General features: G+C 41.2%; 23 protein-coding genes. 15 read left to right on the top strand and 8 right to left on the bottom strand.

Annotated elements, in window-relative coordinates; translation table 11 throughout:
* Positions 1-252: 252 nt before the first annotated feature.
* Complete coding sequence (locus FZC79_RS16695) at positions 253-537, bottom strand: acylphosphatase (protein WP_148947894.1); 285 nt, start codon at positions 535-537, stop codon at positions 253-255.
* Positions 538-914: 377 nt separating this feature from the next.
* Between FZC79_RS16695 and FZC79_RS16690 the strand changes: the two genes are divergently transcribed.
* The 3 genes from FZC79_RS16690 (at position 915) to FZC79_RS16680 (ending at position 3,663) form a co-directional block, all read left to right on the top strand.
* Positions 915-2,075, top strand: coding sequence for a D-alanyl-D-alanine carboxypeptidase family protein (locus FZC79_RS16690; protein WP_148947893.1), 1,161 nt, complete (start codon positions 915-917; stop codon positions 2,073-2,075).
* A gap of 839 nt (positions 2,076-2,914) precedes the next feature.
* Positions 2,915-3,304: a fluoride efflux transporter CrcB gene (crcB, locus tag FZC79_RS16685; protein WP_148947892.1), complete on the top strand. Its 390-nt coding sequence runs from the start codon at positions 2,915-2,917 to the stop codon at positions 3,302-3,304.
* Positions 3,301-3,663 (top strand): fluoride efflux transporter FluC, encoded by a 363-nt coding sequence (locus tag FZC79_RS16680; protein ID WP_148947891.1) that lies wholly within the window; start codon positions 3,301-3,303, stop codon positions 3,661-3,663. The genes crcB and FZC79_RS16680 overlap by 4 nt, the downstream gene beginning before the upstream one ends.
* A 67-nt stretch (positions 3,664-3,730) precedes the next feature.
* On the opposite strand, the gene FZC79_RS16675 is transcribed toward FZC79_RS16680, so the two are convergent.
* Positions 3,731-4,186, bottom strand: a complete 456-nt coding sequence (locus FZC79_RS16675; protein ID WP_148947890.1) for a cupredoxin domain-containing protein — start codon at positions 4,184-4,186, stop codon at positions 3,731-3,733.
* 160 nt (positions 4,187-4,346) lie between these two features.
* Between FZC79_RS16675 and FZC79_RS16670 the strand changes: the two genes are divergently transcribed.
* The gene (locus FZC79_RS16670) at positions 4,347-4,685 is read left to right on the top strand and encodes a DUF1033 family protein (RefSeq protein WP_187442834.1); all 339 of its coding nucleotides are present in this window, start codon (positions 4,347-4,349) and stop codon (positions 4,683-4,685) included.
* 310 nt (positions 4,686-4,995) lie between these two features.
* Here FZC79_RS16670 and FZC79_RS16665 read toward each other — a convergent pair whose 3' ends face one another.
* The 5 genes from FZC79_RS16665 to FZC79_RS16645 form a co-directional block, all read right to left on the bottom strand.
* On the bottom strand, positions 4,996-6,075 hold the full coding sequence (locus FZC79_RS16665) for an AI-2E family transporter (protein ID WP_148947888.1): 1,080 nt from the start codon (positions 6,073-6,075) through the stop codon (positions 4,996-4,998).
* 110 nt (positions 6,076-6,185) lie between these two features.
* Positions 6,186-7,694, bottom strand: a complete 1,509-nt coding sequence (locus FZC79_RS16660) for an HD domain-containing phosphohydrolase (RefSeq protein WP_148947887.1) — start codon at positions 7,692-7,694, stop codon at positions 6,186-6,188.
* A 185-nt stretch (positions 7,695-7,879) separates the two neighbouring features.
* Complete coding sequence (locus tag FZC79_RS16655) at positions 7,880-9,046, bottom strand: Ger(x)C family spore germination protein (RefSeq protein WP_148947886.1); 1,167 nt, start codon at positions 9,044-9,046, stop codon at positions 7,880-7,882.
* Positions 9,043-10,155, bottom strand: coding sequence for a GerAB/ArcD/ProY family transporter (locus FZC79_RS16650; RefSeq protein ID WP_148947885.1), 1,113 nt, complete (start codon positions 10,153-10,155; stop codon positions 9,043-9,045). The genes FZC79_RS16655 and FZC79_RS16650 overlap by 4 nt, the downstream gene beginning before the upstream one ends.
* A gap of 128 nt (positions 10,156-10,283) precedes the next feature.
* Positions 10,284-11,804, bottom strand: a complete 1,521-nt coding sequence (locus tag FZC79_RS16645) for a spore germination protein (protein WP_148947884.1) — start codon at positions 11,802-11,804, stop codon at positions 10,284-10,286.
* Positions 11,805-11,903: 99 nt separating this feature from the next.
* On the opposite strand from FZC79_RS16645, the gene FZC79_RS16640 reads away from it, so the two are divergent.
* From FZC79_RS16640 to recQ, 7 genes are all read left to right on the top strand, one after another.
* Entirely contained in the window at positions 11,904-12,671 is a 768-nt protein-coding gene (locus tag FZC79_RS16640) for a hypothetical protein (protein WP_148947941.1), read from the top strand.
* A 51-nt stretch (positions 12,672-12,722) separates the two neighbouring features.
* Complete coding sequence (locus FZC79_RS16635; protein ID WP_148947883.1) at positions 12,723-12,848, top strand: YuzL family protein; 126 nt, start codon at positions 12,723-12,725, stop codon at positions 12,846-12,848.
* Positions 12,849-13,108: 260 nt separating this feature from the next.
* On the top strand, positions 13,109-13,309 hold the full coding sequence (locus FZC79_RS16630; RefSeq protein WP_006834898.1) for a cold-shock protein: 201 nt from the start codon (positions 13,109-13,111) through the stop codon (positions 13,307-13,309).
* 135 nt (positions 13,310-13,444) lie between these two features.
* A complete protein-coding gene (locus tag FZC79_RS16625) occupies positions 13,445-13,648 on the top strand; it encodes a cold-shock protein (RefSeq protein WP_113929198.1) in 204 nt (67 codons plus the stop codon).
* Between the two features lie 409 nt (positions 13,649-14,057).
* Positions 14,058-14,999, top strand: coding sequence for a nucleoside hydrolase (locus tag FZC79_RS16620; protein ID WP_148947882.1), 942 nt, complete (start codon positions 14,058-14,060; stop codon positions 14,997-14,999).
* Between the two features lie 105 nt (positions 15,000-15,104).
* Positions 15,105-15,269 carry a hypothetical protein gene (locus tag FZC79_RS23275; RefSeq protein WP_187442833.1) on the top strand — a complete coding sequence of 55 codons (165 nt, stop codon included), beginning with the start codon at positions 15,105-15,107 and terminating at the stop codon, positions 15,267-15,269.
* A gap of 428 nt (positions 15,270-15,697) precedes the next feature.
* The gene (recQ, locus tag FZC79_RS16615) at positions 15,698-17,809 is read left to right on the top strand and encodes a DNA helicase RecQ (protein WP_148947881.1); all 2,112 of its coding nucleotides are present in this window, start codon (positions 15,698-15,700) and stop codon (positions 17,807-17,809) included.
* 879 nt (positions 17,810-18,688) lie between these two features.
* On the opposite strand, the gene FZC79_RS16610 is transcribed toward recQ, so the two are convergent.
* Positions 18,689-20,287, bottom strand: coding sequence for an ABC-F family ATP-binding cassette domain-containing protein (locus tag FZC79_RS16610; RefSeq protein WP_148947880.1), 1,599 nt, complete (start codon positions 20,285-20,287; stop codon positions 18,689-18,691).
* 247 nt (positions 20,288-20,534) lie between these two features.
* Here FZC79_RS16610 and FZC79_RS16605 point away from each other — a divergent pair, with 247 nt between their 5' ends.
* The 4 genes from FZC79_RS16605 to FZC79_RS16590 all read left to right on the top strand — a co-directional run bounded on the left by FZC79_RS16605 (position 20,535) and on the right by FZC79_RS16590 (position 26,444).
* Positions 20,535-20,813 (top strand): YkvA family protein, encoded by a 279-nt coding sequence (locus FZC79_RS16605; protein ID WP_148947879.1) that lies wholly within the window; start codon positions 20,535-20,537, stop codon positions 20,811-20,813.
* A 520-nt stretch (positions 20,814-21,333) separates the two neighbouring features.
* Entirely contained in the window at positions 21,334-23,271 is a 1,938-nt protein-coding gene (locus FZC79_RS16600; protein WP_148947878.1) for an endonuclease MutS2, read from the top strand.
* A 259-nt stretch (positions 23,272-23,530) separates the two neighbouring features.
* Positions 23,531-25,771 (top strand): alpha/beta hydrolase family protein, encoded by a 2,241-nt coding sequence (locus tag FZC79_RS16595; protein WP_187442832.1) that lies wholly within the window; start codon positions 23,531-23,533, stop codon positions 25,769-25,771.
* A 157-nt stretch (positions 25,772-25,928) separates the two neighbouring features.
* Entirely contained in the window at positions 25,929-26,444 is a 516-nt protein-coding gene (locus FZC79_RS16590) for a YhcN/YlaJ family sporulation lipoprotein (RefSeq protein WP_148947876.1), read from the top strand.
* Positions 26,445-26,533: the final 89 nt, after the last annotated feature.

Genomic DNA, 26,533 nt, shown 5'->3' with positions numbered 1-26,533 from the left:
GCTTTATTATTATTTATTACGATTCAATACTATAAAAGTTTCAAAAATCCTGCAAATATAGAGGAATTAAATATAAATGAATTTCGGCGACACTTTATTCCTAGGGCATTTTCTCTTTTCAATGGCCCGATAACTTCATCGCATCAAATAAAATCTGACCAACTATTGGGCCAGTCTTATTTTGCCAGCTGACCTGACTCAGCTGGCAAAAATCCCGCTGACCGTGCCCTGCAGCTTTCATCCGGTTACATATTATAATGTTTTAAAACTATCCGCCGAGCGGGAGTGTTCATCCGCCTCAAGCTCATTAATATGGCAAACGTCTACGCGGGAAGACGGACTCGCTCCATTCTTGACAAAGGTGACGAAATTCTCAATATCAGATTCATCTCCCTGAGCAGTAATTTCAACAGAACCATTCTCGAGGTTCTTTGCCCAACCTGAGATGCCCATTTCGTCTGCCTTGTTTTTAGTGAAATGACGGAATCCAACTCCCTGTACGTGCCCTTCTACAAATAAATGTACTTTTCTCTTCATTTTAATCCTCCTGTAAAATCGTCATTTCTTTTATTCCCTAACAAAGAAATGGTTAACCTTATACTCTTTGAAAGAATCCTGGTTCAAACATTGGGCATACTCTTCATAACTTTATTAAGTTTTGATTTCAACGGTTAAGAAGCGCAATTTTCTGTTAAAATGTTAAATGTCTTTTTAAATAAGGCTCTTCTCGTAAACATTGTTGCTATTGGTACTAATTTCAAAAAAATAACCATAACTCATCGGAATTACCTGGTGATCCTGTCCGAAAAGAGCTGTTCTTCCCGATTAGAGAGAAAACCCTTAGTATTGGATTATCCGAAAGCAGGAATATATACGAAAACATCTTAAATAATGATAAGGAGGGAGACCCTTCTGTGAAAAAGTATGTTATTGCAATCATCTTATTTTTCTCATCCGTCACAACTGTATTTGCTCAAGCAGAAGAAAACCAAAAGCCCTCTATGCTCTTCAGCGAAAGTGGGATCATGATCGATACGGATACCGGGACAATCCTGTACTCTAAAAATGCGAAAAGGCCCATGTCTCCTGCCAGTATAACCAAAGTAGCCACAGCTGTTTATGCAATTGAAAAGGGAAATTTAGACAGTATGGTGACAATCAGCAAAGAGGCTGCTGAGACCGAGGGTTCCTCTGTATACTTGCTGGAAGGAGAGCAGATGTCCCTCAGGCAGCTTTTAACCGGAATGATGATTAATTCAGGTAATGATGCTTCTGTGGCTATCGCAGAACATTTGGATGGTTCAGTTAAAAAATTCAGTGAGAACCTTAACCTATTTTTAGAAGAAAAAGCCGGCGTCACAAACAGCCATTTTTCCAACCCTCATGGCCTTTATGAAAAGGGACATTATACAACAGCAGAGGACATGGCCTTAATCATCTCTTATGCCATGAAAAATCAGGATTTCAAAGATTTATTTTCTCTGAAAGAAGTAGAATGGAAAGGGAAAGGCTGGGAAACAACATTATTTAACCACCACAAGATGGTCAAGGGAGAAATGGTTTTTCCTGAGGTGACCGGCGGAAAGAATGGCTATGTAGATGAATCGAAACATACTCTCGTCACCACTGCTTCAAATGAAAACCTTTCAATTGCAGTAGTTCTATTAAAAGCGCAATCCAAAACGGCCATATACCAGGATACTGATGCTTTACTGAAATATGGATTAACCCATTTCCAGCATAACGTCATTCCAAAAGGAGAGAGATATGCAAACGGCGGGAAGGAATATTTCTCAGATAGGGAGATCATTTATACAAGTCTTATGGGAGAGGAAGACCTAATCTCCTTAGATGATACCGGGGGATTGATTTATACACTGGATGGGAAGGAACAGCTGTTGAGTAAGCTGCCTGCCATCCCGAAAAAATCGGAGGGAAAGCAGAAGGAGAGAGACCAGGAGGAATCTGGGGATTCTGTTAAGAGCCAGCTTGTTCTATATCCTGTTTACCTCTACTTTGGACTGCTGTTGATTGCAGGCGCCGCAGCAGTAAGAAATAAAATAACTTCCGTATAAATCTGTATAAGTATTGAAGCAGCTTACCAGCTTTTAAGAAAACCAGAAACCTTCAAGGGCTACTTCCTTGAACGGTTTTTGGGCTTCTTTACTTTTGGTGCAACGACTGAGCAAGTGATGATACATTCACTGTAAATAAGGATCGGTGCTTGACGATCAACATGAGGCGGCCCAATATGAGCTAATGAGAATGAGGAAGGCGGGCATTAAGAATGTGTAAAGAAGGGAGCTTTCTCAAAGAAAGAGTAGAGGCCATCGTGCAGACTAGTTCCATTCCTTCTTCACCTGTTGACAAGTCTTACAGAAAAGTGTATAGTTAATATTTGTGGTAATGAAATACCATAAGTCAGGTCTTACTGACTACTAATCTCCGTAGTAGTACATCGAAAAATTTTCTTCTGCAGATCAACTACAGCTTGATCGATTTTTTTGATCCTTATGCTGACCGGACGATTAGATCCGGAGTAGATAAGGAGGCCTTTTTCAAATCCAGCTAAAAAGGCTCAACATTATCCGATGCAAACAGAATGAGAGTTGTATGATATATGTTATTGCTAGATTTTCCCCTAATTCTCACTGGCATGGCCTAGGAGCCATAAGGATGATTGAGAGGAAGGGCTTTCATTGTCTTAGGGCAATTTATCAATGATTGAACCCGGTGTGTACATCATACAAACCCAAGGGAAAAATATAGTAAGACTTGAAAAGATGCACACTTCTTTTTATTGTGACTGTTCAGAGTTACAATAAAGGGGAGTGTGTTTTTCATATCAAAGTTTTTCTTATGTGAATATTTAAAAAGGCAGGATATATATTACTACATAGTGTGAGGGAGATTTATGAACTATAATTATATTCTTATTGGATTAGGCGGAGCGGCAGGCAGCCTGCTAAGATATATGATGGGAAATTTACTGCTGGACTTGAATCCTTCTGCGTTTCCCTATGGAACACTGGCAGCCAACTTGGCGGGGTCTTTTTTGCTGGGGCTTTTAACAGAATCATCGATGAAGACTGGCAGGATTTCTACTGAAGTGTCGGCCGCTCTGGGAACAGGCTTGATTGGTTCTTTTACAACCTTTTCTGCATTTAGTGCAGAAACAATCGGACTTTTGTACAGCGGACACTTTTACTTGGCATTTTTATATTTTATTTTAAGTGCATTGGGTGGACTCTTATTTGCCTTCGGCGGACTTAAAGCCGGGAAGAGGAAAGGAGTGAGAGGATGATTCTAATGGCGATCGCAGCTGGAGGATTTCTGGGGGCTGTCTCACGCTTTGTAATCGGAAATGCAGTCAAACGCCGATTCCCTTCAAGTTTTCCTGTAGGCACACTGTCTATAAATGTGGCAGGTTCGTTTCTGCTGGGCATGCTTCTCGGTTTGGGAATCGAAGGGGGACCATACGCATTTTTCGGTATTGGATTTCTTGGTGCATTCACCACCTACTCTACTTTTATGGTGGAGGTATGGAGACTGGAAATATTAGGAAAAAGAAGGAGAGCGGTATTATATCTGGCATGGAGTTATGCAGGCGGCTTGTCTTCAGCTTTCTTAGGACTTGCTGCGGGAATAAATCTGTTAAATTAAGGCCGGCTCATCTGTCTATCCAGACAAGTTATCTGGTTAGACGCATAATGAGACAGCCTTAATTTATTTATTTGACCACGATATAGCCGATCATTGGCCCGTCGTTTTCAATAGATTCATGAGTTTCACAAACGAGCCTGTAGGTTCCTTTCTTATCAAAGGTCACATTGAAAATTGACTCTTCTCCCTTTTTAACAGTCCCCCTTACATCTGTACCTTCAATGTAAAAGGGATGGGCCATCCCATTGACGCCTAAAATGCGGAATTGTACTTCCTTGCCTTTGTCCACTACGATTGTGCCCGGATCCCATCTATAAGACTCAATCTTCTCACCGCTTTCAGTTTCGGAAGAGAATTCCCCGGTAACCATCTGAATTACCTGAACGCTGGAGCTCTCTCCATTCATTGAGACAGTCGGATAGGATTCTTTTGGAAACATCATCCACACGGCACCCAGTGAAAGGGCGATAAAACCGATAATAAAAAGAATAAGAGACCCTTTCTTCAATACAACAAACTTCATGGTACAACCTCCTTTATCTTGTACAAATATATGCCTTGTCCTTCTAAAACTTGTCTAAAAGGTGAATGAACTTTGTCTCAGAGGTGAAACTAAGCAGATGATTTTCTATCCTGACGGAAATTTTGTACAATTTACCCGTAGGATTCGGAGGTGTTTTGCAATGACATCATGGAAAATAGTTAAAATGTCAGGAGAAGCAGAACCGTGGTGGTTTTTTCCTGATTGGAAGAAGGATATAAAAGAGGAACTACACTATAGTACTGAAAAAGAAGCATTTGAGCAGTATATCAACCTTATTGAGGAATACAATAAGGCCTTTCAGCATGCAAAGCATAAAAAGAATACTGCCGCTTTCTGGAATGAGAACGAAAAGGTTTTTTGTGAAGCGTGTGACGATGACTTGCAGCTGTATCATGGCCTAATTCTAATGGAAGATGAAAAGTTAAAAGAGTTTACTGAAGAAGAAAAAAAGAAGTTTGACTCTTCATTTAAAAGATGACCGTCTTTCGGTCAATATAGAAGGGTATCACCTTATTGAGCTGTATTGAAAAAAGAACCATTCTCTTGAAGTATGGCTCTTTCCGCAGCATGGCGACAGCCTATAAAAGCAGTGAAGAACCTTAAATCGCACTGCTTGTAACCTGGTCTGATACAGGTTCAACAAAAAAGCAGGAATGGAAGGGGATCCTTCATTCCTGCTTTTTTTAAAATGCTGTTTTCGCATCTATTGCTGCTTTGAGATATCACCGGATATTAAAGGTTTTCTCTCTGATCGAAAAGAGCATTTCAAATTATTGGGAGCCAGCACCTTATAAATCTGTCCGTAACTTAATAAATCGGTAAACGTGCGTGAATATTACTTTCAAGATCGCATAGGTTGGTACTGCAAGAAGCAATCCAAGAAAGCCGGCAAATCTTCCTGCCGCCACAAGAAGCAGAATGATGGTCAACGGATGAATATCCAATTTTCTGCCCATGACTTGCGGGGAAATAAGATTTCCCTCGATTTGCTGCACAACCAGTATGACAATGACAACCCATAGTGCCATAATAGGTTCTTGAAGAAATCCAACGATGACCGCAGGCACAGAACTGATAAAAGGACCGACAAAGGGAATCACATTTGTCAGCATTGTCAGCAAGGCAATGACGAGTGAGTATTCCAAACCGATTATCAAGTATCCAATATATACAAGGACACCTACACAGAAGCTGACAATCACTTGTCCCTGGATGTAAGAACTCAATGCTTCATCCATGTCACTCAATACTTTTTTTCCTTCATCTTCATGCTTATGTGGAACGAGCTGCAGGATTCTGCCGGAAAGCTTGCCGCCGTCTTTCAGCATGTAATAAAGAACAAACGGAATAAGAATCACCAATACAACAATATTGGTTACCGTGCTGATAATATTCATCAGGTTGCTGCCCAGTGTGGATGCTGCTTCGTTAAGGTAGTCTGTCAGGCGGTTGGTGATATCCTCCAGGGAGAACCTCTCTCCGTTCTGAAAACGGGAGACCCATTCATTTTGCTGCAAGTTCAACAGTGCATCGCGGAAATTCTCAATCAGCTGCGGTGTATTTTCAATCAGGCTGTTGATTTGTCTTTGCAGAATCGGGCCGATATAGAAGATTACTCCGGTAAAAATACCAATGACGACCAAGTAGATGATGAATATAGCTGCGGGTCTAGGCATTTTCTTAGCCAGGAAATTGACCAGCGGGCGCAATAGGTAATAAAAGATTCCTCCCAGCACGATTGGTCCGAACAAGGCTGTAACTAACACGGTAAGGGGGGTGAAAATAAAGTCCACCAGTGTCCCTAAATAGATGATTAATAAAATTAGTGCAACGGCATAGCCCCTGCGAAACCATTTTACCTCAGGCATACATTTCACTCCTTACAAATACTGAAAGGACTGTATACAGTCCTCTCCTCTATATATTCTCTTTATTTTTTCCTTTGAAACGTGTAGTTTCCTAAACAATGAAAAAGCTCCTACCTGTGGGCAGAAGCTTTCGCAGCAATTTGCGATGACTGTATTGAGATGAAATGATCGACGAACTCCGAATCCCATTGAGTGCCTTTTCCTTCTTGAAGAATGGACAAAGCCTTCATGGGGCTCATACCTCTTCTATAAGGCCTGTCGGATGTCATGGCATCAAAGGCATCGGCGACAGCAATCATCCGTCCGAATTCAGGTATTTGAGCACCTGACAGCCCTTCTGGATATCCCTTGCCGTCCAGCCGTTCATGGTGATATTTTATTCCGGGCAGGATGGGAAGGAGTTCTTCTGTCAGGTCGATCCCTTCCAGGATATTTGCTCCGATAACAGGGTGCAGTTTGATCTGGGCAAACTCATCTTCAGACAGTTTTCCGTCTTTCAGCAAAACGTCATCACGAATCCCGATTTTTCCGATATCGTGCAGGAGTGCAGATTTTCTAAGCAATTCGATCTTATCAGGTCTCCACCCGGCTTTTTCGGCTATTTCGGAAGAATAGTGAGCGACACGCTTGGAATGGCCGGCAGTGTAAGGATCACGGGCATCCAATGCTCCTGCAATGACATCGAAGAAGCTGGCGATCAACTGTTCATTTTTCTTGTCTTTTACCCCAATGGAAGTCACCATATTGTTAAAACCGTTGACCAGGTCAGAAAATTCGTCAGAATAAGGATTTGTCAACTGCTTCAGGTTACCCTGCTCAATATTTTGAAATCCAGCTTGAAGCTCTTTTACCGGCTGCTCAATGTTTCTGAAGAGAAGGATGGTTCCTAAGAGAGCGAGCACCAGGATGATCAGTATTAGAAGCCCGGCCCAGCTCCAATAATCCGATTGAGGTTCAGAGGTGATCGAAAGCCGGATTTGTGATGCAAGACTAAACAGCAGTACCGGAAAGAGGGCAAGGAAAAGCGAACCTGCCAAGAGCTTCCTCTTTAAGCTGAGATAAAAGGGCTTGTTTTTAAAAAGATCGATATTATATAATTTCTGGGCTTTATCAGCTAAATCTGTCAGGAGAGGAGCAGCAGTGATAAAAGTTAAATAAAATTCAATAAGTGCATGCATTGTAGCGACGAGGAATGCTCCTGCCCAGGCGTAGCCTATATAAGTATAAGGCAAGTCCAGCAGTTCTGACTCTATAAAGAAGTAAGTGAGTACTGTTGCCGGAACAGCGAGTCCAAGGAAATGAGGCAGCATGATTCTTTTGACCGTCAGTACAGGAAAATTTAAGCTGTGGTTGAAGGCTTTCTTCAGGGCATCCAGTGAATACAGCTGGTCTATATAAATGGTCTTAATCGGATTGATATGCCTGCTGTATACAAAATATTCAGTTGAAAACATGGTGATTAAAGATATGAAAATGGTGAAAATCATATACTGATACTCTCCATTTGGGAGATCCAGTGTCTGAAAGATAAAGACAGAGCCGACACCAAGTACGGCGATCAGTGAACCTAATATGTAATTGTAAAACATTTTTCTTTGGAAAAGAGTGAAAACAGCCATGCATACCTCCATAATCCTGCTAATGATGACATTATAATGCAAAATAGGCAGCTTTGGTATATAACTTATAAAAAAGACTGTTTTCACATAAAAATGCTGCTTTAGGAAAAATTCCAAGAGCCGGATTTTTCCCGGATACTAATAAGAGAATAGCTCTACTCTTAGTCCTCAGTAATCCCTTCACGTCAATCAATGATTCCTGTCCGGACGATTTTCAAATCAATATTCAGGTCGAATTCGGCTTCAGGATATTTATCAGCCCACATTTTCTTTGTCACTTCTTGCCCTCTGCTGGATGCCCGGTAGTATGAGCCGAAACCAATAGGATCAGTTCCGTATTCTTGTAACTCCTGGATTACTTCCATCCCTTTCTTTTCCATCGATTTTTCTAGTTCGCTTTCGAGCTTCCTGAGAACTTCTGCGTCTGATAAATTAAGCGGGACAGTCATTTCAAGGATTCTGGATTCAAACTCTAAAGTGATTTGAAAAGAAGGTTTGCTTTTGTCAATCAAGTCGATATTGAAATTATTTTTGATATTGTCCATGGTAATGTGCATCATCTTCTCTTCATTATCTTCCTCTTTTGCTTCTGTTTTTTCCGGCTCAGCCATCTCGATCTCTTTTTTGAAAACTTCCTTAGGAACCTCCACTTCAGTGCTTCCGGTTTTTATGGAGTCCAGCAAGGAGCGGACATAAAATATTTTCTCGCGATCAAGGATTCCCACTTGCTTGTCATCGGAAAAGAGGGCGAACCCGGTGATTCCAACCTTGCCATTAACAATAGCGAGGTAGGGCAGGATAGCATCTTTTCCTACGGACCCGTAACTCGTCATAAATTCCTGCAGGGTAGGGTTAGGGATGATTTCGTTCTGAATATTCAGCTGCATGAGATTATAAAGGTAGGTTCCCATATTGGTTGGCTGGCTCTTTGGCTGGAAGGAAAGAATTTCATTTGCATTTGGACTCGCCACTGCTAAAAAAATCATATTTCCTATAGAGGCATCTCTTGAAAGAGAGTCAACCAAAGAGTTTATTCCTTTCTTAGCGATTTCTTCCCCATATAGAGCAACCCTCAGCTGGCCTGAAACAAGATTATGGTCGGTTTCCATATTGGCGGACATTCGGATTCCTTTACTTGTATCTGCTTCGGCTGAAATGACGGTGGATAAGTTTTTCATAGAAGGATTGAATTGGTAGAACACGATGGTCCCTTTAATTTTCCCTTCTTTTTCAGATTGATCATATCCTACACCGGTGATCAACCCCTGTTTTTCCAAATATCTTGTTTCAACACAACTGCTTAGAAGAAGTGAAGCGGTTAGGAATACTGTTACCATAAGAAGTTTTTTCACATGGATTCCCCCTTTTGCTTATTGAACAACTTCTTTATAAATACAAAAATTAATAGCAGCACAGGATAGATAAATACAAGGACGAAACTGACGGTTGCAGCCTTATCGGTAAAAGTATTCATCTGGATTCTCTGGTCAATGAAAAATGTGCTTACCCATAAAATTACGGCAAATATATAGATTGCCTTCTTTTGCTGAAAACCGAACACTCTTTTCACACCTCTTGTGGCTGCCCAAAGATATAAGCAGATATTCGGCAGGATGACCAGCATCCAATAAGACACGGCGATAAATTCAAAACGTTCCAGGTTAGGAATCCGAACAATTTTGAACATTGAAAGAACTGGCCAGATTGTCTTCTCAAGTGTCATTTCGGAAAAGAAGCCTATGGAGACAAAGGTGACCACAAAGTAGATGAATATTGTGTAGGCAATGCCAAATAAAGAAAACTTCAAGACTTTCTTTTTGTCTTTTACATAAGGATAGAGAAGGAGAAGGAGTTCGAATCCGATGACTGAAAATGCCGTCTTATACGTTCCCATCCCCAATTCTTTCCAACTATGATCCATCATAGGGAAGTAATGTGTATAATCCATATACTTCAAAGGGGCATAAATAACAAATATCAGCCAAGCTGTTAGTATGAAAGCCATAAAACTTACTCCGACTATGATTCTGACTCCTCCCAATACAGCGTAAACCCCTAGAAAAATTAATAGAGCAGACAGCAGCCAGGTGGGCATTTGCGGAAAAATCCAAGCCTGAACCATTTCGGTATAATGCATGATGACAAGATAGGCGATTACCAGCATGTATCCGATATAAATCATGCTGAAAAAACTGCCAATCCACTTTCCGAAAAGATCCTTATGAATACCATAAAGATCTGCACTCTCATAATTCTTCAAAAGCAACACAATAACTGCTGTTGCAATTGAGGTCATGACACCGGCAAGCAGGATGGAAACCCACGCGTCCTGCCCAGCTTCAAGGAAGACGATTCTCGGGAGGCCCGCGATACCGACTCCTGTTTGTGCCGCGTGAACAACAAACATGATGTAAAATGAGCTGAACATTAAGCTTTTTGGAGGATCAACATTTATTTTCATGGACACAATCCTTTATCATTCATATCAATTTGATGGAATTTAAATAGGCAGCCGCATACGGCCCCTTAGACGAAAAGCTCATAAATATTCCTGCTGGCATTTAAAGCTCTGCCGCAAGCAGGGCTTGTTTATTCGTCTACATCTTTCTTTTCAGCTTTTTTGCTGGCCTTCATTTTCTCAGAATCCACAGGGGAGTTGGCTTCCGGCCTTTTTCCCATATACTGAAATGGCATCCTGAATAAACTGTATCTGAGGTCAGAAATGGTAAGCGGGTAGATGGGAGACAGATAAGGTCTTCCTAATGTCGTAAGCTTTAAGAGATGAATCAACAAAAACGAAAAGGCGAAAACGATTCCTACTCCGCCATAAAGCCCCGCGCAGATTATGATTGGAAAACGGATGATCCTTACAGCCGTCCCTATAGCATAGCTGGGAGCTGTAAAAGAGCCCAGGGCACTGATAGCAATGATAATGATTAAGATATTGCTTGTGAACCCAGCTTCAACGGCTGCCTGCCCGATAACGATACCTCCCACGATACCCATGGTCTGGCCGACCTTTGTAGGGAGCCGGGCACCTGCTTCCCGAAGCAGTTCAATGATGAACTCCAGAAGGAGAGCCTCAAACACTGGAGGGAAAGGTACTTTTGACCTGGATTCACCTAGTGAAACCAGCAATGAAGATGGAATGACTTCATAGTGGTAAGTAAGAACGGATACATAAGCTGGTGTCAGTAAAACAGACAGCATGATGGCGGTAAAGCGCAGCATTCTTAAAAAAGTACCCATATTCCATCTCATATATAGATCTTCTGTAGATTCGAAGAAATTCAGGAAGGTAGATGGTCCTATGATGGCTTGAGGGCTTCTGTCTACAAGAATGCCCAATTTTCCATGCAAAAGTGAAATGCTGAAGCGGTCAGGCAACTCTGTGGTAATGAGCTGAGGAAAAACCGTATATGAATTATCCTCTATCATTTGAGCCAGAACAGAGCTGTCTATGATGCTGTCTACTTCAAGGTCTTTCATTCTTTGTTTGAAGGTGTTTACGTTTTCTGGTTCTGCAATATCTTTTATATAGATCAGATAGGTTTTGGTTTTCACCCGCGAACCGAGAATGAATTCTTCAACGCATAAATTCGGATCATTAATGTTCGTTCTGATGACATTCATATTAGTTGATAAATCTTCAGTAAAAGCGACTTTTGGTCCGAAAACAAGGGATTCGGTTTCGGCTTTTTCAAGGGAACGGCTTGCTTTCTCAGCAATATCGGCAAGCACACCGCACGCTTGGCCCTTTCCATAAATATAAGCATGGCCATTTAGAATGGCCTCTGTAATATCCAGAAGTTTATTTGTGATTGAAATTTTGCCAATATTAATATTGTTTGCGATCGATCTAGGATCCAGTTCTTCTGAAGTTCTTTCCAGTGGTTTGATGATATGTTGATGAAGTTGATCTGTATTTATGATATTTTCTAAATAGATAATCAGTATGCTGTGATTTTCTTTTTCGATTTCGTGAAAGGCGATATCCGCACTCTGTTTCAATGAGTCTTTTATCTCTTCTTTCAAGCCTTCGAAGCTTAGGCTGTGGGCTATTGATTTTTCTTCTTCTCTTCTTTTCTTTTCGCGCCATTTGAATACCATGCCCAAACATCCTTAACCTATATTTTCTAGTATTTTGTCCTGGAAATGTGGAATTATTACCGTTTTTTGACGGAATCAGTAAAGAAAGCAGTGATCATTATGCAGAATTGGAGAAAAGCACTGGAAAGTTTTTTGAATGATTTTCAATATGCATCCGACCTTGCTGGTGTATTGGTCTGCGGAAGCTTCGTTACAGGAAACCCTTCAGCACGTTCAGATATCGATGTCCACTTGATTCTGAAGGAAGGAAAGGAATGGAGGGAGAGGGGAAATGAATTTGTGGACGGTTATCTTATCGAGTACTTCTGCAACCCACCTGTTCAAATAAGGAAGTATTTTGAGGAAGATCATTACAGCAGGACTACTCATGCAGCAGTTCAATTCGCTACAGGGGAAATTCTCTGGGATAAGGAGGGAAGCGTGGCAGGACTGAAAGAAGAGGCAGGTGTATGGCTGAATAAACCGTTTAAAGAAATCGGCGATACGGAAATGGAGTTTATGAAGTATGGCATTTGGGATACCCTGGATAACCTACAGGACATGCACGAGAAGGAAGAGAAAGGAATCACTTTTGCTTATCATAACTCCCTAAACCTGCTGTTTGATCAATACTGCCGGTACCTTTCAGTGGAACAGATCCCTTACTATCAAATAGGTGCTTATTTAAGTGATAAGAGATACCTTAAGAAATATTTGAAGCCCCCTTTTCCTGATGAGGAGTTTTCCCGATTATTTAAAATGGCCATGAATTTATCAGAAACAGAACAAATGGCAGATATGTATGAAAAACTGAGTGAATATGTTCTTAGCCAAATGGGCGGTTTTTCTATTGATGGATGGCAGATGAGAAGTCCAATCGAAAATTAATGAACATAGAATACAGCAGTTTCAGCCATACTAACTTCCGGGGTGATAAGTATGGCAAAGAATAAACAAGATCCTTCTAAGACGGGTCTGGGATCCGCGCAGGTTGAAGGGCAGGGTACCACAACAAGTGAACTGCCAGGCGGAATAAAAGCTGATTCTTCCAGGAAAAAAAAATAAGAAATAATGCAAAGGAGAGTCGAGGAGGCTCTCCTGCTCCATCTAAAACCGGTAAGCATTACCATTTACATATTTGACAAAATCAATTAATGTACTATAATAGGATTATCAGATTTAATAACGGAACACCGCAAGATCGAAAGCCATTCACATATTATAAAAAGTGATCGCCTTTCTTCGCCGGTACTTTTTATAATATGTGAATTTTTATATTTAAAAAGTAACATATTAATTTTTTTATTGCTTGGAGGTTTCTACTCATGAAACAAGGTACAGTTAAATGGTTCAATGCAGAAAAGGGCTTTGGATTCATCGAAGTTGAAGGCGAAAACGATGTATTCGTACATTTCAGTGCGATTACTGGTGAAGGTTTTAAATCCCTTGACGAAGGTCAGCGTGTAGAGTTCGAAGTGGTTGAAGGCAACCGCGGACCACAAGCAGCTAACGTTGTAAAATTATAATTTTAGTGCGTTGACGCTTAAAAAATAGCTGCCCCACCAGCAAGAGGGTAGCTATTTTTGTAAGACCGGTCTAGAATTCGGCAGTTTTAAGCCGGGAATCGGTCTTGTTGTAATATCAAAGGAGGTAATGACACGATGGCATTTGGAAGAAGAAATGAAGAAGAAATCAAAACTGAAGATACGAAAATTTGGAGATGTTCATCTGAAGGCTGCAAAGGCTGGATGAGAGATAACTTCAAAAGTGAAGAAACACCTCACTGTCCGCTTTGCAAAAGCGAAATGGTCCCTTCATCAGAAGTTCTTCAAGTTGTGGATAACCCGCATCCAACAACTAAATAGTACCGTGATCATTCAACTTCCTATTCAGTAGGAAGTTTTTTACTTTTTTCAACACTTTAAAGGGCTAAAAGGAACTGTCCCTTTTAGTCCTTTAAAGTGTTGAAGTGCCTCTCCCGGCTATCGTGCATACCATGGTAAATAGAATGAAAAGTGATAGGGCCTTGATTTCAAGGCTGAAATCCTTCTCATTTGAATAGGCTCTTTTCGAAAACTTTGCTGCTATTTAACATGAAATGCGTAAGATATCACCCCGAATCACCGAAAATAATTGTAAGAAGAGAGCTGCACCCTCCGATTAGAGAGGAAAACCTTAGAATCCGAGGATATCCGAAAGCAGCAATATATGAGAAAACAGACAGCCTTTGAATAAGCTCAATCATCATGAAGTTTTCCGAAAGGTGTGTTTCCAATGAAAAAAGTTGTCTTGTTTGCAGATCCTGGCATAGATGACACATTCGCGATCGTTTATGCTTTAAGCAGCCCGGAGTTAGAAGTCAAGGCGATTGTCACTGGGTTTGGAAATGTCAGTAAAGAAGATGCCACTGAAAATGCGGCATTTATACTGCACGTTGCAGGAAGGGAAGACATCCCTGTCATCACTGGAGCATCTCAGCCGCTTACAGGAGAGTATGAACCCTATTATCCTGAAATACATGGTGAAGAAGGAATCGGTCCAATCGACATACCAGATACTTTTACCTATGAAGCTAAACCATTCAGCCATATCCTCGAAGTCACTTCCCAGCATGATGACCTTTACTTCGTGGATATTGGGAGAAATACCTCCATGGCCCTCTCCTTTAACCTTTATCCTTTCATTAAAGATAGTATAAAAGAAGTGTATTTGATGGGCGGTGCCTTCTTAGTGCCCGGCAATGTCACTCCTGTGGCGGAAGCGAACTTTCATGGTGACCCGACTGCCACAAATTTTGTCCTTGAATCCGGTCTGCCGGTCTATTTGGCTCCCCTTAATGTAACCCAATATGCACAGTTGAAAGAGGAACATGTCAGACTGTTGGCTGAAAATAGTAAAAATCCATTCCGATCGATCTTTCTGCCAATCTTTCAATATTATCAGAAAGCGTACGAAAAACTGCAGCCCGGCCTGGAGGGGGTGCCTTTACATGATCTTTATACCTTATACTTTTTAACCAATCCTGATAAAACAACCATTGTCCAAAAAAACGTGCAGATATCTACCGAAAAACTCACTCAAGGATTTACCTATGCTGATTTCAGGGACATGGAGAACAATCCGGAAGCAAACCATTTCATCAATATTAACTTCGATTATGAAGATTTCATTAAAAATATCCTGCGCCGCCTAATGGGCGAGATTAAAGAAAATTGATGACAAAGTGGGCAATCCGCCTAAACGATGTGCCTTTCTTTGAATAGTATGTAATGTCGATTTACTTACGGCAACAATCGGAAGAAATTCAAAGGAGGTATTTCCATGTCAAAGAAAAATGTTGATATAGAAGCAGAAGTGCAAGCTGTCGAAGAAAAGCCAAAACATAATGTGTGGGATGTATTTTGGAGAGGTGTGCCTGCAGCAGAAGCAGAGGAACAAGTTGAACAAGAAGAAAAAGAAGAAAAGCCCGGCTTCCGCTGGTTTTGATAGGCACTTTTCGTAAAATTTGTTGCTATTTGATTCTAACTCCGAAGAAATATCATTATCTGGAAGTGAAAAATTCGGTAATATCGAAAAGAAAAGAGCTGCTCCTCTCTGATAAGAGATAAAACTCTTAGTATCAGAGAATATCCGAAAGCAACAATATATGCGGAAACAGCCTTTTGATAAGGAATAAAGAATGGAGACCCGTTGAGCAGTCAATGGGTTTTTTTTTTGAGCCCGGAGCAGCTCTACTCGTTAAGAAACTAAGATTCTTAATGAAGAAAAACAGTACGCTGCCTCTGGAATCTCCAAGCGGAAAAAATTCCTTGTAAAACCAAGGGCTTTCATCGACCTCAGAGTATATGGGGTTTATAATAGAAGGAAGAAGCATATGACCAAGCCTATTGGTTTTTATAAGGAGTTATTGAGCAATGAATATTTATCATGCTAAAAATTATTTAAAAGAATATTTCGGATACGAAAATTTCAGGACAGGACAGGATGAAATTATTCAGAGTGTCTTATTTGGCCAAAATACAGCAGGAATCATGCCGACAGGCGGTGGGAAATCCATTTGCTATCAAATTCCGGCACTCCTTCTGGAAGGAATAACACTTGTCGTTTCACCTTTGATTTCATTAATGAAGGATCAAGTGGATGCCTTGAACCAAACCGGTATCCCGGCAACTTTTATTAACAGTTCCCTTACTCATGCAGAGATTGAAAGAAGATTGAGTGAGGCAGAACTGGGGGTTTATAAACTGGTCTATATTGCTCCGGAAAGATTGGAGTCACCCTATTTTGTACAATACCTGCGAAACCTGCCGATTCCTCTGGTCGCTGTAGACGAGGCACACTGTATATCTCAATGGGGCCACGATTTTCGTCCAAGCTATCTCAAAATCAAGGATCTACTGAAGGGACTCCCGAGTAACCCGGTTGTTCTGGCCTTGACAGCTACCGCAACTCCGCAGGTGCAAAATGATATTTGTGCCTCTCTTGAAATACAGGAGGAGAATACTTATATCACCGGCTTCTCAAGGGAGAATCTTTCTTTTAAAGTCATCAAGGGCCAGGACCGCAGCCAGTATGCCATGAACTATGTAAGAGCGAATAAAAATGAATCGGGAATTATTTACGCCGCAACACGGAAAGAAGTCGACTCACTATATAATAAACTGAACAAACAGGGTTTCTCAGTGGGCAAGTATCATGGAGGAATGAGTGATGTCCAGCGTAACGAAATGCAGGAAGAGTTCCTGAAAGACAATTTGCAGGTAATAGTGGCAACAAATGCCTTCGGGATGGGGATCAACAAATCGAATGTGCGATATGTGCTTCACCACCAGCTCCCGAAAAATATGGAAAGCTATTATCAGGAGGCAGGAAGAGCCGGCCGGGATGGTGGAGAAAGTGAGTGTGTGGTGCTATATTCTCCTCAGGATGTGCAGATTCAGAGATTCCTGATTTCACAAAACTCTCAGGATCCTGCCCGCCATACACAGGAACTTCTTAAGTTGAGACAAATGGTTGATTACTGCCATACAGAAGGCTGCCTGCAGGAATTCATCCTTCATTACTTCGGTGATGAAAGAGCAGTTCCGTGTGGGAAATGCAGCAATTGTACAGACAATCGTCAAGCAATCGATGTGACAAAAGAGACACAGATGGTGCTTTCCTGCATGATCAGGATGGGCGAGAGATTTGGGAATTCATTGGTCAGTCAGGTCCTGGCTGGCTCAAAGAATAAGAAAATCAAAGAATTTGGATTTGAGAAACTTTCTACCTACGGATTGATGAAAGAACAGAAACAAAAAGAGATCAGCTTGTTCATTGATTTTTTGATTTCTGAAGAATATATAACAGTGGTGAGCGGGACTTTTCCTGTACTCAGGGTTAATGAGAGAGGAAAGAGTGTCCTTCAGGGAAAAGAAAAAGTGATGCGGAAAGAGACCATGAGAGCAGAAAAAGTTTCTCATCAAGAAGACGATGAGCTGTTTGGAATTCTAAGAGCAATACGAAAAGAGCTGGCTGACTCAGAAGGAGTGCCTCCGTTTGTCATTTTTTCAGATCAAACGCTCAGGGACATGTGCAGAAAGCTCCCTGAGAATAATACTGCTTTTCTCGATGTTAAAGGAGTCGGCGCCCACAAAAGTGAAAAGTATGGTTCTCGCTTCCTTCGAGCGATTTCTCAGTATAAAGAAGAGAATGCCCAAGCTGAGGAAGGCAAGAAGAAAACAGATGAGCCCTCCAGTTTAATAACTTTTAAGATGTTTACAGAGGGGCTGGGATTGGCAGAGGTAGCAGAAAAGCGCAACTTGTCTCTGACCACTGTCCAGAACCATATCCTGCAATGCTTTGAAGAAGGAATGGAAGTAGACACCGAAGCTTTTCTTTCTGTCGAAGAACGAAAACTCATTGAACTTGCAGTGGAAAAAACAGGAGGAGAAAAGCTTAAGCCCATCAAGGAAGAGCTTCCTGATGAAATTAGTTATTTTCAAATAAAGGTTTTTCTTCATGAGCGGGTCATGTCTGTAAAATGAGTCTTGTAAGAAGCTGCAGGTTTACTTCAGGGAAGTAAAAAAAGTAAAACAATAATTCACGGTATCTGCCGTCGCCCCCCGAAAGTTAGAGTTATATTATGAGGCTGATTGGCTGGAGTGAGTTCGATATTCAACAGAACTCATTCCAGCCAATTTAACTTTGTTCCTGAAACCCCTTGGCTATGCAGGGGGTCAAAAGAGCTTATAGCGTGGTATAAAAACTGTCTCTCAACATAGGATAGCAGTTTTCCCTATCACTTCATTCAATTGTAGCAGGAGACATGCCCTGAGAAGGGTATGAATAATCCTATTTAAAATAAGCGGAATTTTTCCGGTTAAGCTGTGGAAAAGAATTTGATTTGGGGTAAATAAGCGGAATTATTCCGCTTAAACACAACATAATGAACCTTTTTGGCATCTTTATCGAGAATAAGGGAAATTTCTCCGCTTATTTTAGCTGTTTTTTTTAGCTTTTTCTTAAATAAGCGGAATTTCTCCCCTTATTGTTTCCAAAGTGAATAAATCGCTGGACTAAATCATTCAGTGGCCTTTTAGGCCGAGCAAAATATTTTTGTGTTGGAATCCTTAAAGAAGTAACCTCTACTATCTGAATGAAGCGGAAAATTTAAAAGAGGGGAAACTTTTTCCTAAGCAAGGCAAAATGTACGCTGTTCATAGGTAAATATCACTTATCGCAAGAAGATCGGAAGGTGCCAGCCATGGGGCTCTTATTAATAAGGAGGAGATACGCAGTAAGCTGGCGGCACTTAGCGGCTTTAGAACGGTAAGGGCGGTTTGCATGCATCCTGGATTTTCCCTGACAAAACTAAACAAAAAAAGCAGCTTCCCGGGGGAAGGCTGCTTTTTTTATAGGAAGTATTAGTTTTTAACCGCTGTCGTTTGAAGGAATTCGTCATATGTCATCTGCTTGTCGATGATGCCTTCAGAGTCGAGCTTGATGATACGGTTTGCAATTGTTTGAATGAACTGATGGTCATGAGATGAGAAGATCATGGAACCTTTAAAGTTCTCAAGGCCATTATTAAGCGCTGTGATGGACTCAAGATCCAAGTGGTTCGTCGGTTCATCCAGAAGAAGAACGTTGGCTTCACTCAGCATCATTTTCGAAAGCATGCAGCGGACTTTTTCTCCACCGGAAAGAACACTCGGCTTTTTCATAACTTCTTCACCAGAGAACAGCATTCTGCCCAGGAAGCCTCGCAGGAAGGATTCACTTTGATCGTTAGGAGAGTACTGTCTCAGCCACTCGACCAGGTTAGGCTCGTTGCCTTCAAAGTAGTCGGAGTTATCTTTAGGGAAATAGGCTTGTGAAGTCGTGACACCCCACTTGAATGAACCGCTGTCAGGCTCCATTTCACCAGCAAGAATTTTGAACAGAGTCGTCTTCGCGATTTCATCACTTCCGACCAATGCAATCTTATCATCTTTATTCATGATAAAGCTTACGTTATCCAGAACTTTTACACCATCAATCGTTTTAGATATCCCTTCAACTCTTAAAAGGTCATTTCCGATTTCGCGTTCAGGTTTGAAGTGGACGTAAGGGTATTTGCGTGATGACGGTCTGATGTCATCAAGAGTGATTTTGTCCAATAACTTCTTACGGGAAGTCGCTTGTTTGGATTTAGAAGCATTCGCACTGAAACGTGCAATGAATGCTTGAAGTTCTTTGATTTTTTCTTCTTTCTTTTTGTTCTGGTCTGAAGCCATCCTTGTAGCAAGCTGGCTGGACTCATACCAAAAATCATAGTTTCCGACATAGACTTGGATTTTTCCGAAATCAAGATCGGCAATATGAGTACATACTTTGTTCAAGAAGTGACGGTCATGTGATACCACAATTACCGTGTTCTCGAAGTTGATCAGGAATTCCTCTAACCATTGAATGGCAGCGATGTCCAAATGGTTGGTAGGCTCATCAAGTAGGAGAACTTCCGGTTTCCCGAACAGTGCCTGTGCAAGCAATACCTTTACTTTGTCCCCACCATTTAAATCTTCCATTTTCTTGGTGTGAAGGTCCTCGCCGATTCCCAGGCCTTTCAGAAGGATTGCGGCTTCAGACTCTGCTTCCCAGCCGTTCAACTCAGCGAATTCGCCTTCAAGTTCGGCTGCGCGCATGCCATCTTCATCAGAGAAGTCCGCTTTCATATAGATAGCGTCTTTTTCCTGCATTACTTCATATAAACGGGAATGGCCCATGATAACTACTTTCAGCACTTCATGCTCTTCGTACTCAAAGTGGTTCTGTTTCAGGACAGCCATACGCTCTCCAGGTGTCATGGAAACATTGCCGGTTTGAGATTCGATTTCACCGGAAAGTATCTTTAGGAAAGTGGATTTACCGGCACCATTCGCACCAATAAGGCCGTAACAGTTTCCGGCAGTGAATTTTATATTTACATCTTCAAATAATTTACGGTCACCAAAACGCAGACTAACATCTGATACTTGAATCATTTAGTAATTACCTCCATCAATCATATCTAAGAGATTATAACATGTTCAGAGAATAAATTCACATGTATTAGTGGATTTGGCTGAAATAAGGCTGTTTTTAGCTAGTGTCAACCTTATCTAAGGCCGATTGAGACAGATTTGGAAAGAACCATTATAATATGAAATGAAAGAATATAATTAATAGAAAGATAAACGTTTCAAAATGTGGTATATAAATAGTGAGTGTTCTAGAAGGAGGGAAGGAATTTTGACCAGATTTATCAGCAGATTGAAATTTTTATTTAACATCAGAAGGTCAGTTCCATTTTTGGTGGCATTTTTCAAATCACCATCGGTAAAGGTGTGGAAAAAATTATTGTCTGTGGGCTTGATCTTTGGTTATATTCTGCTGCCATTCGATTTGATACCTGACTGGCTCGTCATTTTTGGAATAGTGGATGACATCGCTGTATTTACGCTGATTCTCCAGCAGATGATCAAGATGGCACCTGAAGAACTGAAAAACAAGTATGATATCAAATTGTAAAATTTGCATCACTGATTGACAATTGCACTTCATTTGGAATAATATGTAGTTGTAAATAATGAATCTCTCAAAAGGGGAAATGTAGTATGTTAGGTGTCGTTCTTAACTAATCCGTAATTTTATACGGTCATTCATCAAGGCTGGACAGAAAAATATCTGTTCTCAATGCTTATTTAAGTATGCCTTTATGTCTGATAAGTTAAGAACAATGATCATAGCATGCAAACATTCGTCTGCAGCACTGTGTACGATCAAGCACGGTTTTTTTGTGCAATCTTTCACTGCTGAAGACCTGACTTTTGTATGATATCGAGAACCGTAATGGACATTGTTCATTACGGTTTTTTGCGTTGTTTTTACGGATTAGTTGAATTCTATGGGATGAAATAAGCATTAAATAGATGGTTTTTAGTGACAGAAGAGATTGAAAAGTAACATTCAGTAAATGACTTAACCAAGATGTCAGAGAGCGCTTAGACCAGAAATCAGCAAAAATAAATTAAATACGGAGGAATAAAAATTGAACGAAAATACATTTAAGCAATTGGATTTTCAAAGAATCAAAGAAGAGATAGCAAGCTATGCACTAACGGATTCAGGAAAAGGGCTTGTGAAATCTCTTTCACCTTCTTTTAATAAGAAGCAAATTGCTGCCTGGCTGGATGAAGTCACAGAAGCAGTAGAGATTTTAAATAAAAGTGAGAGTGTGCCGATTCATGCACTCGACGGAATTGAACTTATTCTTAGTGGGATGAATAAAGGAACGGCATTGAGGGCGGTGCAGTTTCAAAAGCTCCTTTTATTCCTGGATTGCTGCGGGAAACTAAAAAGGTTCATGAAAGATAAAGAATTCATAGCCCCTAGAGTCTCGTCGTATGTCTATTCGATTGAGGACCTTCCAGGCTTATATGAGGAAATCAGCCGCTGTATACGTAATGGCCAGGTGGATGATTATGCTTCAAAGGAGCTGCTTAAGGTCAGGAAACAAATCAGCATTGGGGAAGAACGCCTTAAAGAGAAAGTCAGCAGTATGCTCAAATCCAATAAGTATAAAACGTATATTCAAGAAGCAATCGTCAGTCAAAGGGCAGGGCGCTATGTCATACCCGTCAAAAAAGAATACAAAGGCAAAGTCAAAGGAGCTGTGCTTGATGCATCTGCTTCCGGCTCCACTTTGTATATCGAACCTGAAGAAGTAGGTGCACAGCAAGATCAACTGTTGTATCTGAAAATGGAAGAAGAATCTGAAGTGGAGAGTGTTTTACTTTATCTGACAGGGCTGGTGCAGCAGCACGAAAAGGAATTGAAATTGGCAGTCGAAATCATGATCAATTATGACCATCTTTTCGCCAAAGCCAAGTACAGTAAGGCTATAGGCGGGAATGCGGTTGAACTTAACGAGTCACACTATATCTCTTTAAAGAATGCAAGACATCCTCTCTTAAGAAAAGATGCGGTTCCCCTGAATATTGAGATGGGAGGGAAGTTTCACGCCTTGGTCATCACGGGGCCGAATACAGGAGGAAAAACAGTTTCGATTAAAACAGTGGGTCTTCTCACGCTTATGGCTCAATGCGGTATCCATGTTCCTGTGGAAAAAGGCAGTCACATCAGCATTTTTCAGAAAATCCTCCTGGATATCGGGGATGGTCAAAACCTGCAGCAAAATTTAAGCACATTTAGTTCTCATGTGAAGAATATTATTGAAATACTGCAAGAAGCCAATGACAGAAGTTTGATTCTTCTGGATGAGCTTGGTTCTGGAACAGATCCTGGAGAAGGAATGGGCCTTGCAACCGCCATTCTGCAAAAATTGTATGACAAAGGAGCGACATTGCTGGCGACTACTCATTACAGTGAAATAAAAGATTTTGCAGACAGAGAAGAAGGATTCATCAATGGTTCAATGGAGTTCGATCTTGAGACACTGGAACCAACTTATCGTCTTATCGTGGGAAGAGGCGGCGAGAGCCAGGCATTCTCGATTGCTCTCAAGTTAGGAATGCATCCTGAAATCATTGAGGCTGCCCATAGAGTGACATATAAAGAGAACAGGAGATACGATGGTGTTTCATATGATGATCATATGCGGAAGGAACAAGAAAGACAGGTGGCTGTCAACCGCTATGCGAAGAGAGAGCGCATCGAAAAAGAAACACACAAAACAGAATCCCCTCAGTTTGTAATGGGTGACAATGTGAAAGTCAGTCCGGCAGGCGAAATTGGAATAGTGGAAAAGGGACCTGATAAAATGGGAAGTTACACTGTCTGGGTAAAGGGTGAAAAGAGAGAGGTCAACCATAAACGCCTGGAGCTTTATATATCGGCAAAAGAGTTATATCCGGAAGACTATGACTTTGATATAGTTTTCAAGTCAAAAGATTATCGGAAAAAGAGCCATCAAATGAACAGGCGCCATGATGCAGAGACAGTGATTTATCAAGATGAGCATAAATGATTGAGAGAAGCTGTTCCTTTACCTAGGGGCGGCTTCTTTATTGCTGCTGTGGAATATACCCTGGTATGAAGGTTTTCTCTTGAGGGAGCAGCTCTTTCCTTTCTTGCTTACCAGGAAGTTTAGGGTGAATTATAGAGTTATCTTACGAAAAATAACCAATGGCCCTGGATGCCGCTCAGGGAATTTACATAATTTTAAACCGTGATGGAGCGCCAAATTTGTTATAATGACGTTGAAGATAAAAAAAGGTGGAAATTTGATGGAACCGTACAAAAAGTTAGATGAACCAGTTGACATAAAGAAAAAGAAATCCGCCATTCATCGAATGAAGAAGCGTGCTCAATCTTCTTGGAATTCAGTTGAGGAATCTTGCAAGAAGGCATGGAAGGGTGCTGCAGCCGGTGCGTTTTTTATGCTGATCCTCTTTTTAGCTTTTTTTGGCATCGGCCTGGAAACAGGATTGAATCCTGTTATTGACTTCCTGATTGTATTCATCCCTGGTTTGCTTGCAGCAATTCTGAGTCCTTATATTTTATACCCCTTTATTTTGCTGCTTAAAAAAATAAATAATCGATTTTTGGCTGTTGTCTTATCGTCAACGATTCTATTGATTGTCCTGTTATCCCAAGTGAGGGCAGCTTATCAAATCATGCCTTTGGGTTATGTAATCATCGGAATTGGTATATTTGCCGGGGGAGCCATCGGTTTCTGGTGGAAATCTACTAGAACCAAGCTCACTTCCTTGCTTGTACTTTTGCTGGGTCTCGTTTGCTCCACGGGATTCGCATTGTGGTTATGGTATCCAGGAATGGAGAGATATCCGGCTGCAGCTGTGGAGACGGAACCGAAAACCCTAAATGCAGAAGATCCTTCTAAAAGGGGAAGATATGATATTCGCACCTTTACCTATGGAAGCGGGACGGATAAAAGGAGGCCGCATTTCGCAAATGAAGCAGAATATGAAACAGATCCGGTGAATGCTTCCTTTATTACAGGCGGCTGGAATAAATACAGGACATGGTTCTGGGGGTTCGATCGGACGGAGCTGCCTTTGAATGGAACGGTTTGGATGCCTGAAGGTCCTGGAAAGTTTCCGCTTGTTTTGATGGTCCATGGCAATCATGCTATGGAGGATTTTTCTGATGAAGGTTATGCTTATTTGGGAGAACTCCTGGCTAGCAGGGGGTACATTGCGGTTTCTTTGGATGAGAATTTTCTAAATACATCCTCATGGTCGGGCAGCTTGAACAATGAAATAAGTACAAGGGCTTGGCTGATGTTAAAGCATCTGAATCAATTTGAAGAATTTAATAATGCAGAAGGTACAGAACTCTTTAATAAGATTGACATGAATAATATTGCTTTGCTGGGCCACTCCCGGGGTGGACAGGCAGCCGCAGTGGCTGCAGAGTTCAATGAATTGGACCGCTATCCGAATAATGGAATGGTGCCCTTCCGATTTGATTATAAGATCAAGTCGGTTATATCGATAGCACCAACCGATTATTTTACACTTGGAGATAAGCCGGTCGAGCTTGAAGATGTCAATTATCTGCTTCTTCACGGCTCATACGATAGTGATGTTTCTGAATTCAGCGGCGACCGCCAATATGATGGACTGACATTCAGCAAGGATGGCGATTGGTTTAAATCTTCCCTTTATATTCATGGTGCCAATCATGGACAGTTCAACACCTCATGGGGAGATAACGACACGTCATTCCCTATGAACTTGTTCATCAATAAAAAACCTCTTCTAGAAGGGGAGGAGCAGAGGCAAATTGCCAAAACCTATATTTCCGGATTTCTGGATGCCACGCTGAAAGGCAAGGAAGAATACAAACCTATGTTTCAGGATTACAGTCATGCATTGAACTGGCTGCCGGAGACCATCTATATCAATCGGTATAGTGATGCCCGGTTTCAGGTGATCAATGACTTTGAAAATGACTATGATTTAACAACCGGCAATAGTGAGGGAGTTACCTTCAAGGCTTCCAGGCTTAGATACTGGAGTGAAGGTATCCTGAAATCGAGAGAAAATGCTGACAGGGGAAATCATGGAGTTTACCTTAAGTGGGATGACAGCTATTCGGCCCCCGGGAAATATCAATTGGAGTTTTCGAAGGATTATTCTAAAAGAGCATCTATCAAGGACAATGATGTGTTCACTTTTTCAGCTGCAAGCATGGACAGCATGAAGGAAGCATCCGATTTTACTATCCGTCTCGTAACAGAAGATGGCAAAGCCTCGGAGGTGTCTTTGGGAGAATCAATAAAACTTGCACCTGCTCTCCATATACAGCAAAGTAAAACAGTGTTTTATCAGGAGGCTCGATATGGAGATTCACACGAACCTGTACGTCAAACCTTCATGATTCCTTTTGAAAAATTCGATCTGCCAATTGAGAAAGTCACGACAATCGAATTTGTGTTTGATAAGACACCACAAGGTCATATCTTCCTCGATGAAATAGGTGTGCTGGAAGGTGATCAATGAAAGGCAGAAGCCCCGGGCTTCTGCCTTTTTCATTGAGAGGTGTGCACGTTCCCTGTCTTGTTACTCTGGCTGCTTTTTTAGTAACTCTGACTTCCAATCGGTATTTTTTTTATCCGATTTGGGAACTCTAGGTTGAGAAGATAAAGGAGGTCAGGGTATGAAAAAATTACTGTGCTCAATACAGGTATTGATGATATTTCTGGCAGGATGCGCATTGAATAACGACGAGAACCTGGGACAAGAAGGAGAAGACGGCGGAATGGGAGTGCAGCAGGTCCGGTATAACACTACTAATACCGGATCAAACAATATCTATGGTGAAGCGAATCCAGCCGATCCTGCCTTTGGGATGACAGACCGCATGGCAAATAAAGTAATGAAGCTGTATGAGGTGGAACGAGCTTACGTATATACCAATGGTGCTGATGCCTACGCAGGTGTAGTGTTGGAAAACCGCCTTGAAAAAAATCTTGATGATGATCTACAAAGACAAGTGGAGGAAGCGGTTAAAAGTGTAAACAGTAATATTCAGCAGGTTTATGTCACAAATGACCGTGATTTAGTAAGGGACTTGAAAACCTACCGTGACTTGGTCCATAGCGGAAGACCTGTAGAAGATCTGGGAGAACGTATTGGAGAAAGAGCTTCCAAGCTATTTCCTAATGCTCAATAGAATAAATAAAGTTCTTCCCTCTGAAAGTGAACGTATCTACTCTAGAGGTGCGGGTCTCTAATAACAAATATAAAAGCGCACTTGAACTC

It is taken from the genome of Rossellomorea vietnamensis (genome assembly GCF_008180615.1).
In the GTDB taxonomy this organism is placed as follows: Bacteria; Bacillota; Bacilli; order Bacillales; family Bacillaceae_B; genus Rossellomorea; species Rossellomorea vietnamensis_D.
This window is presented reverse-complemented; position numbering and strand designations above follow the sequence as displayed.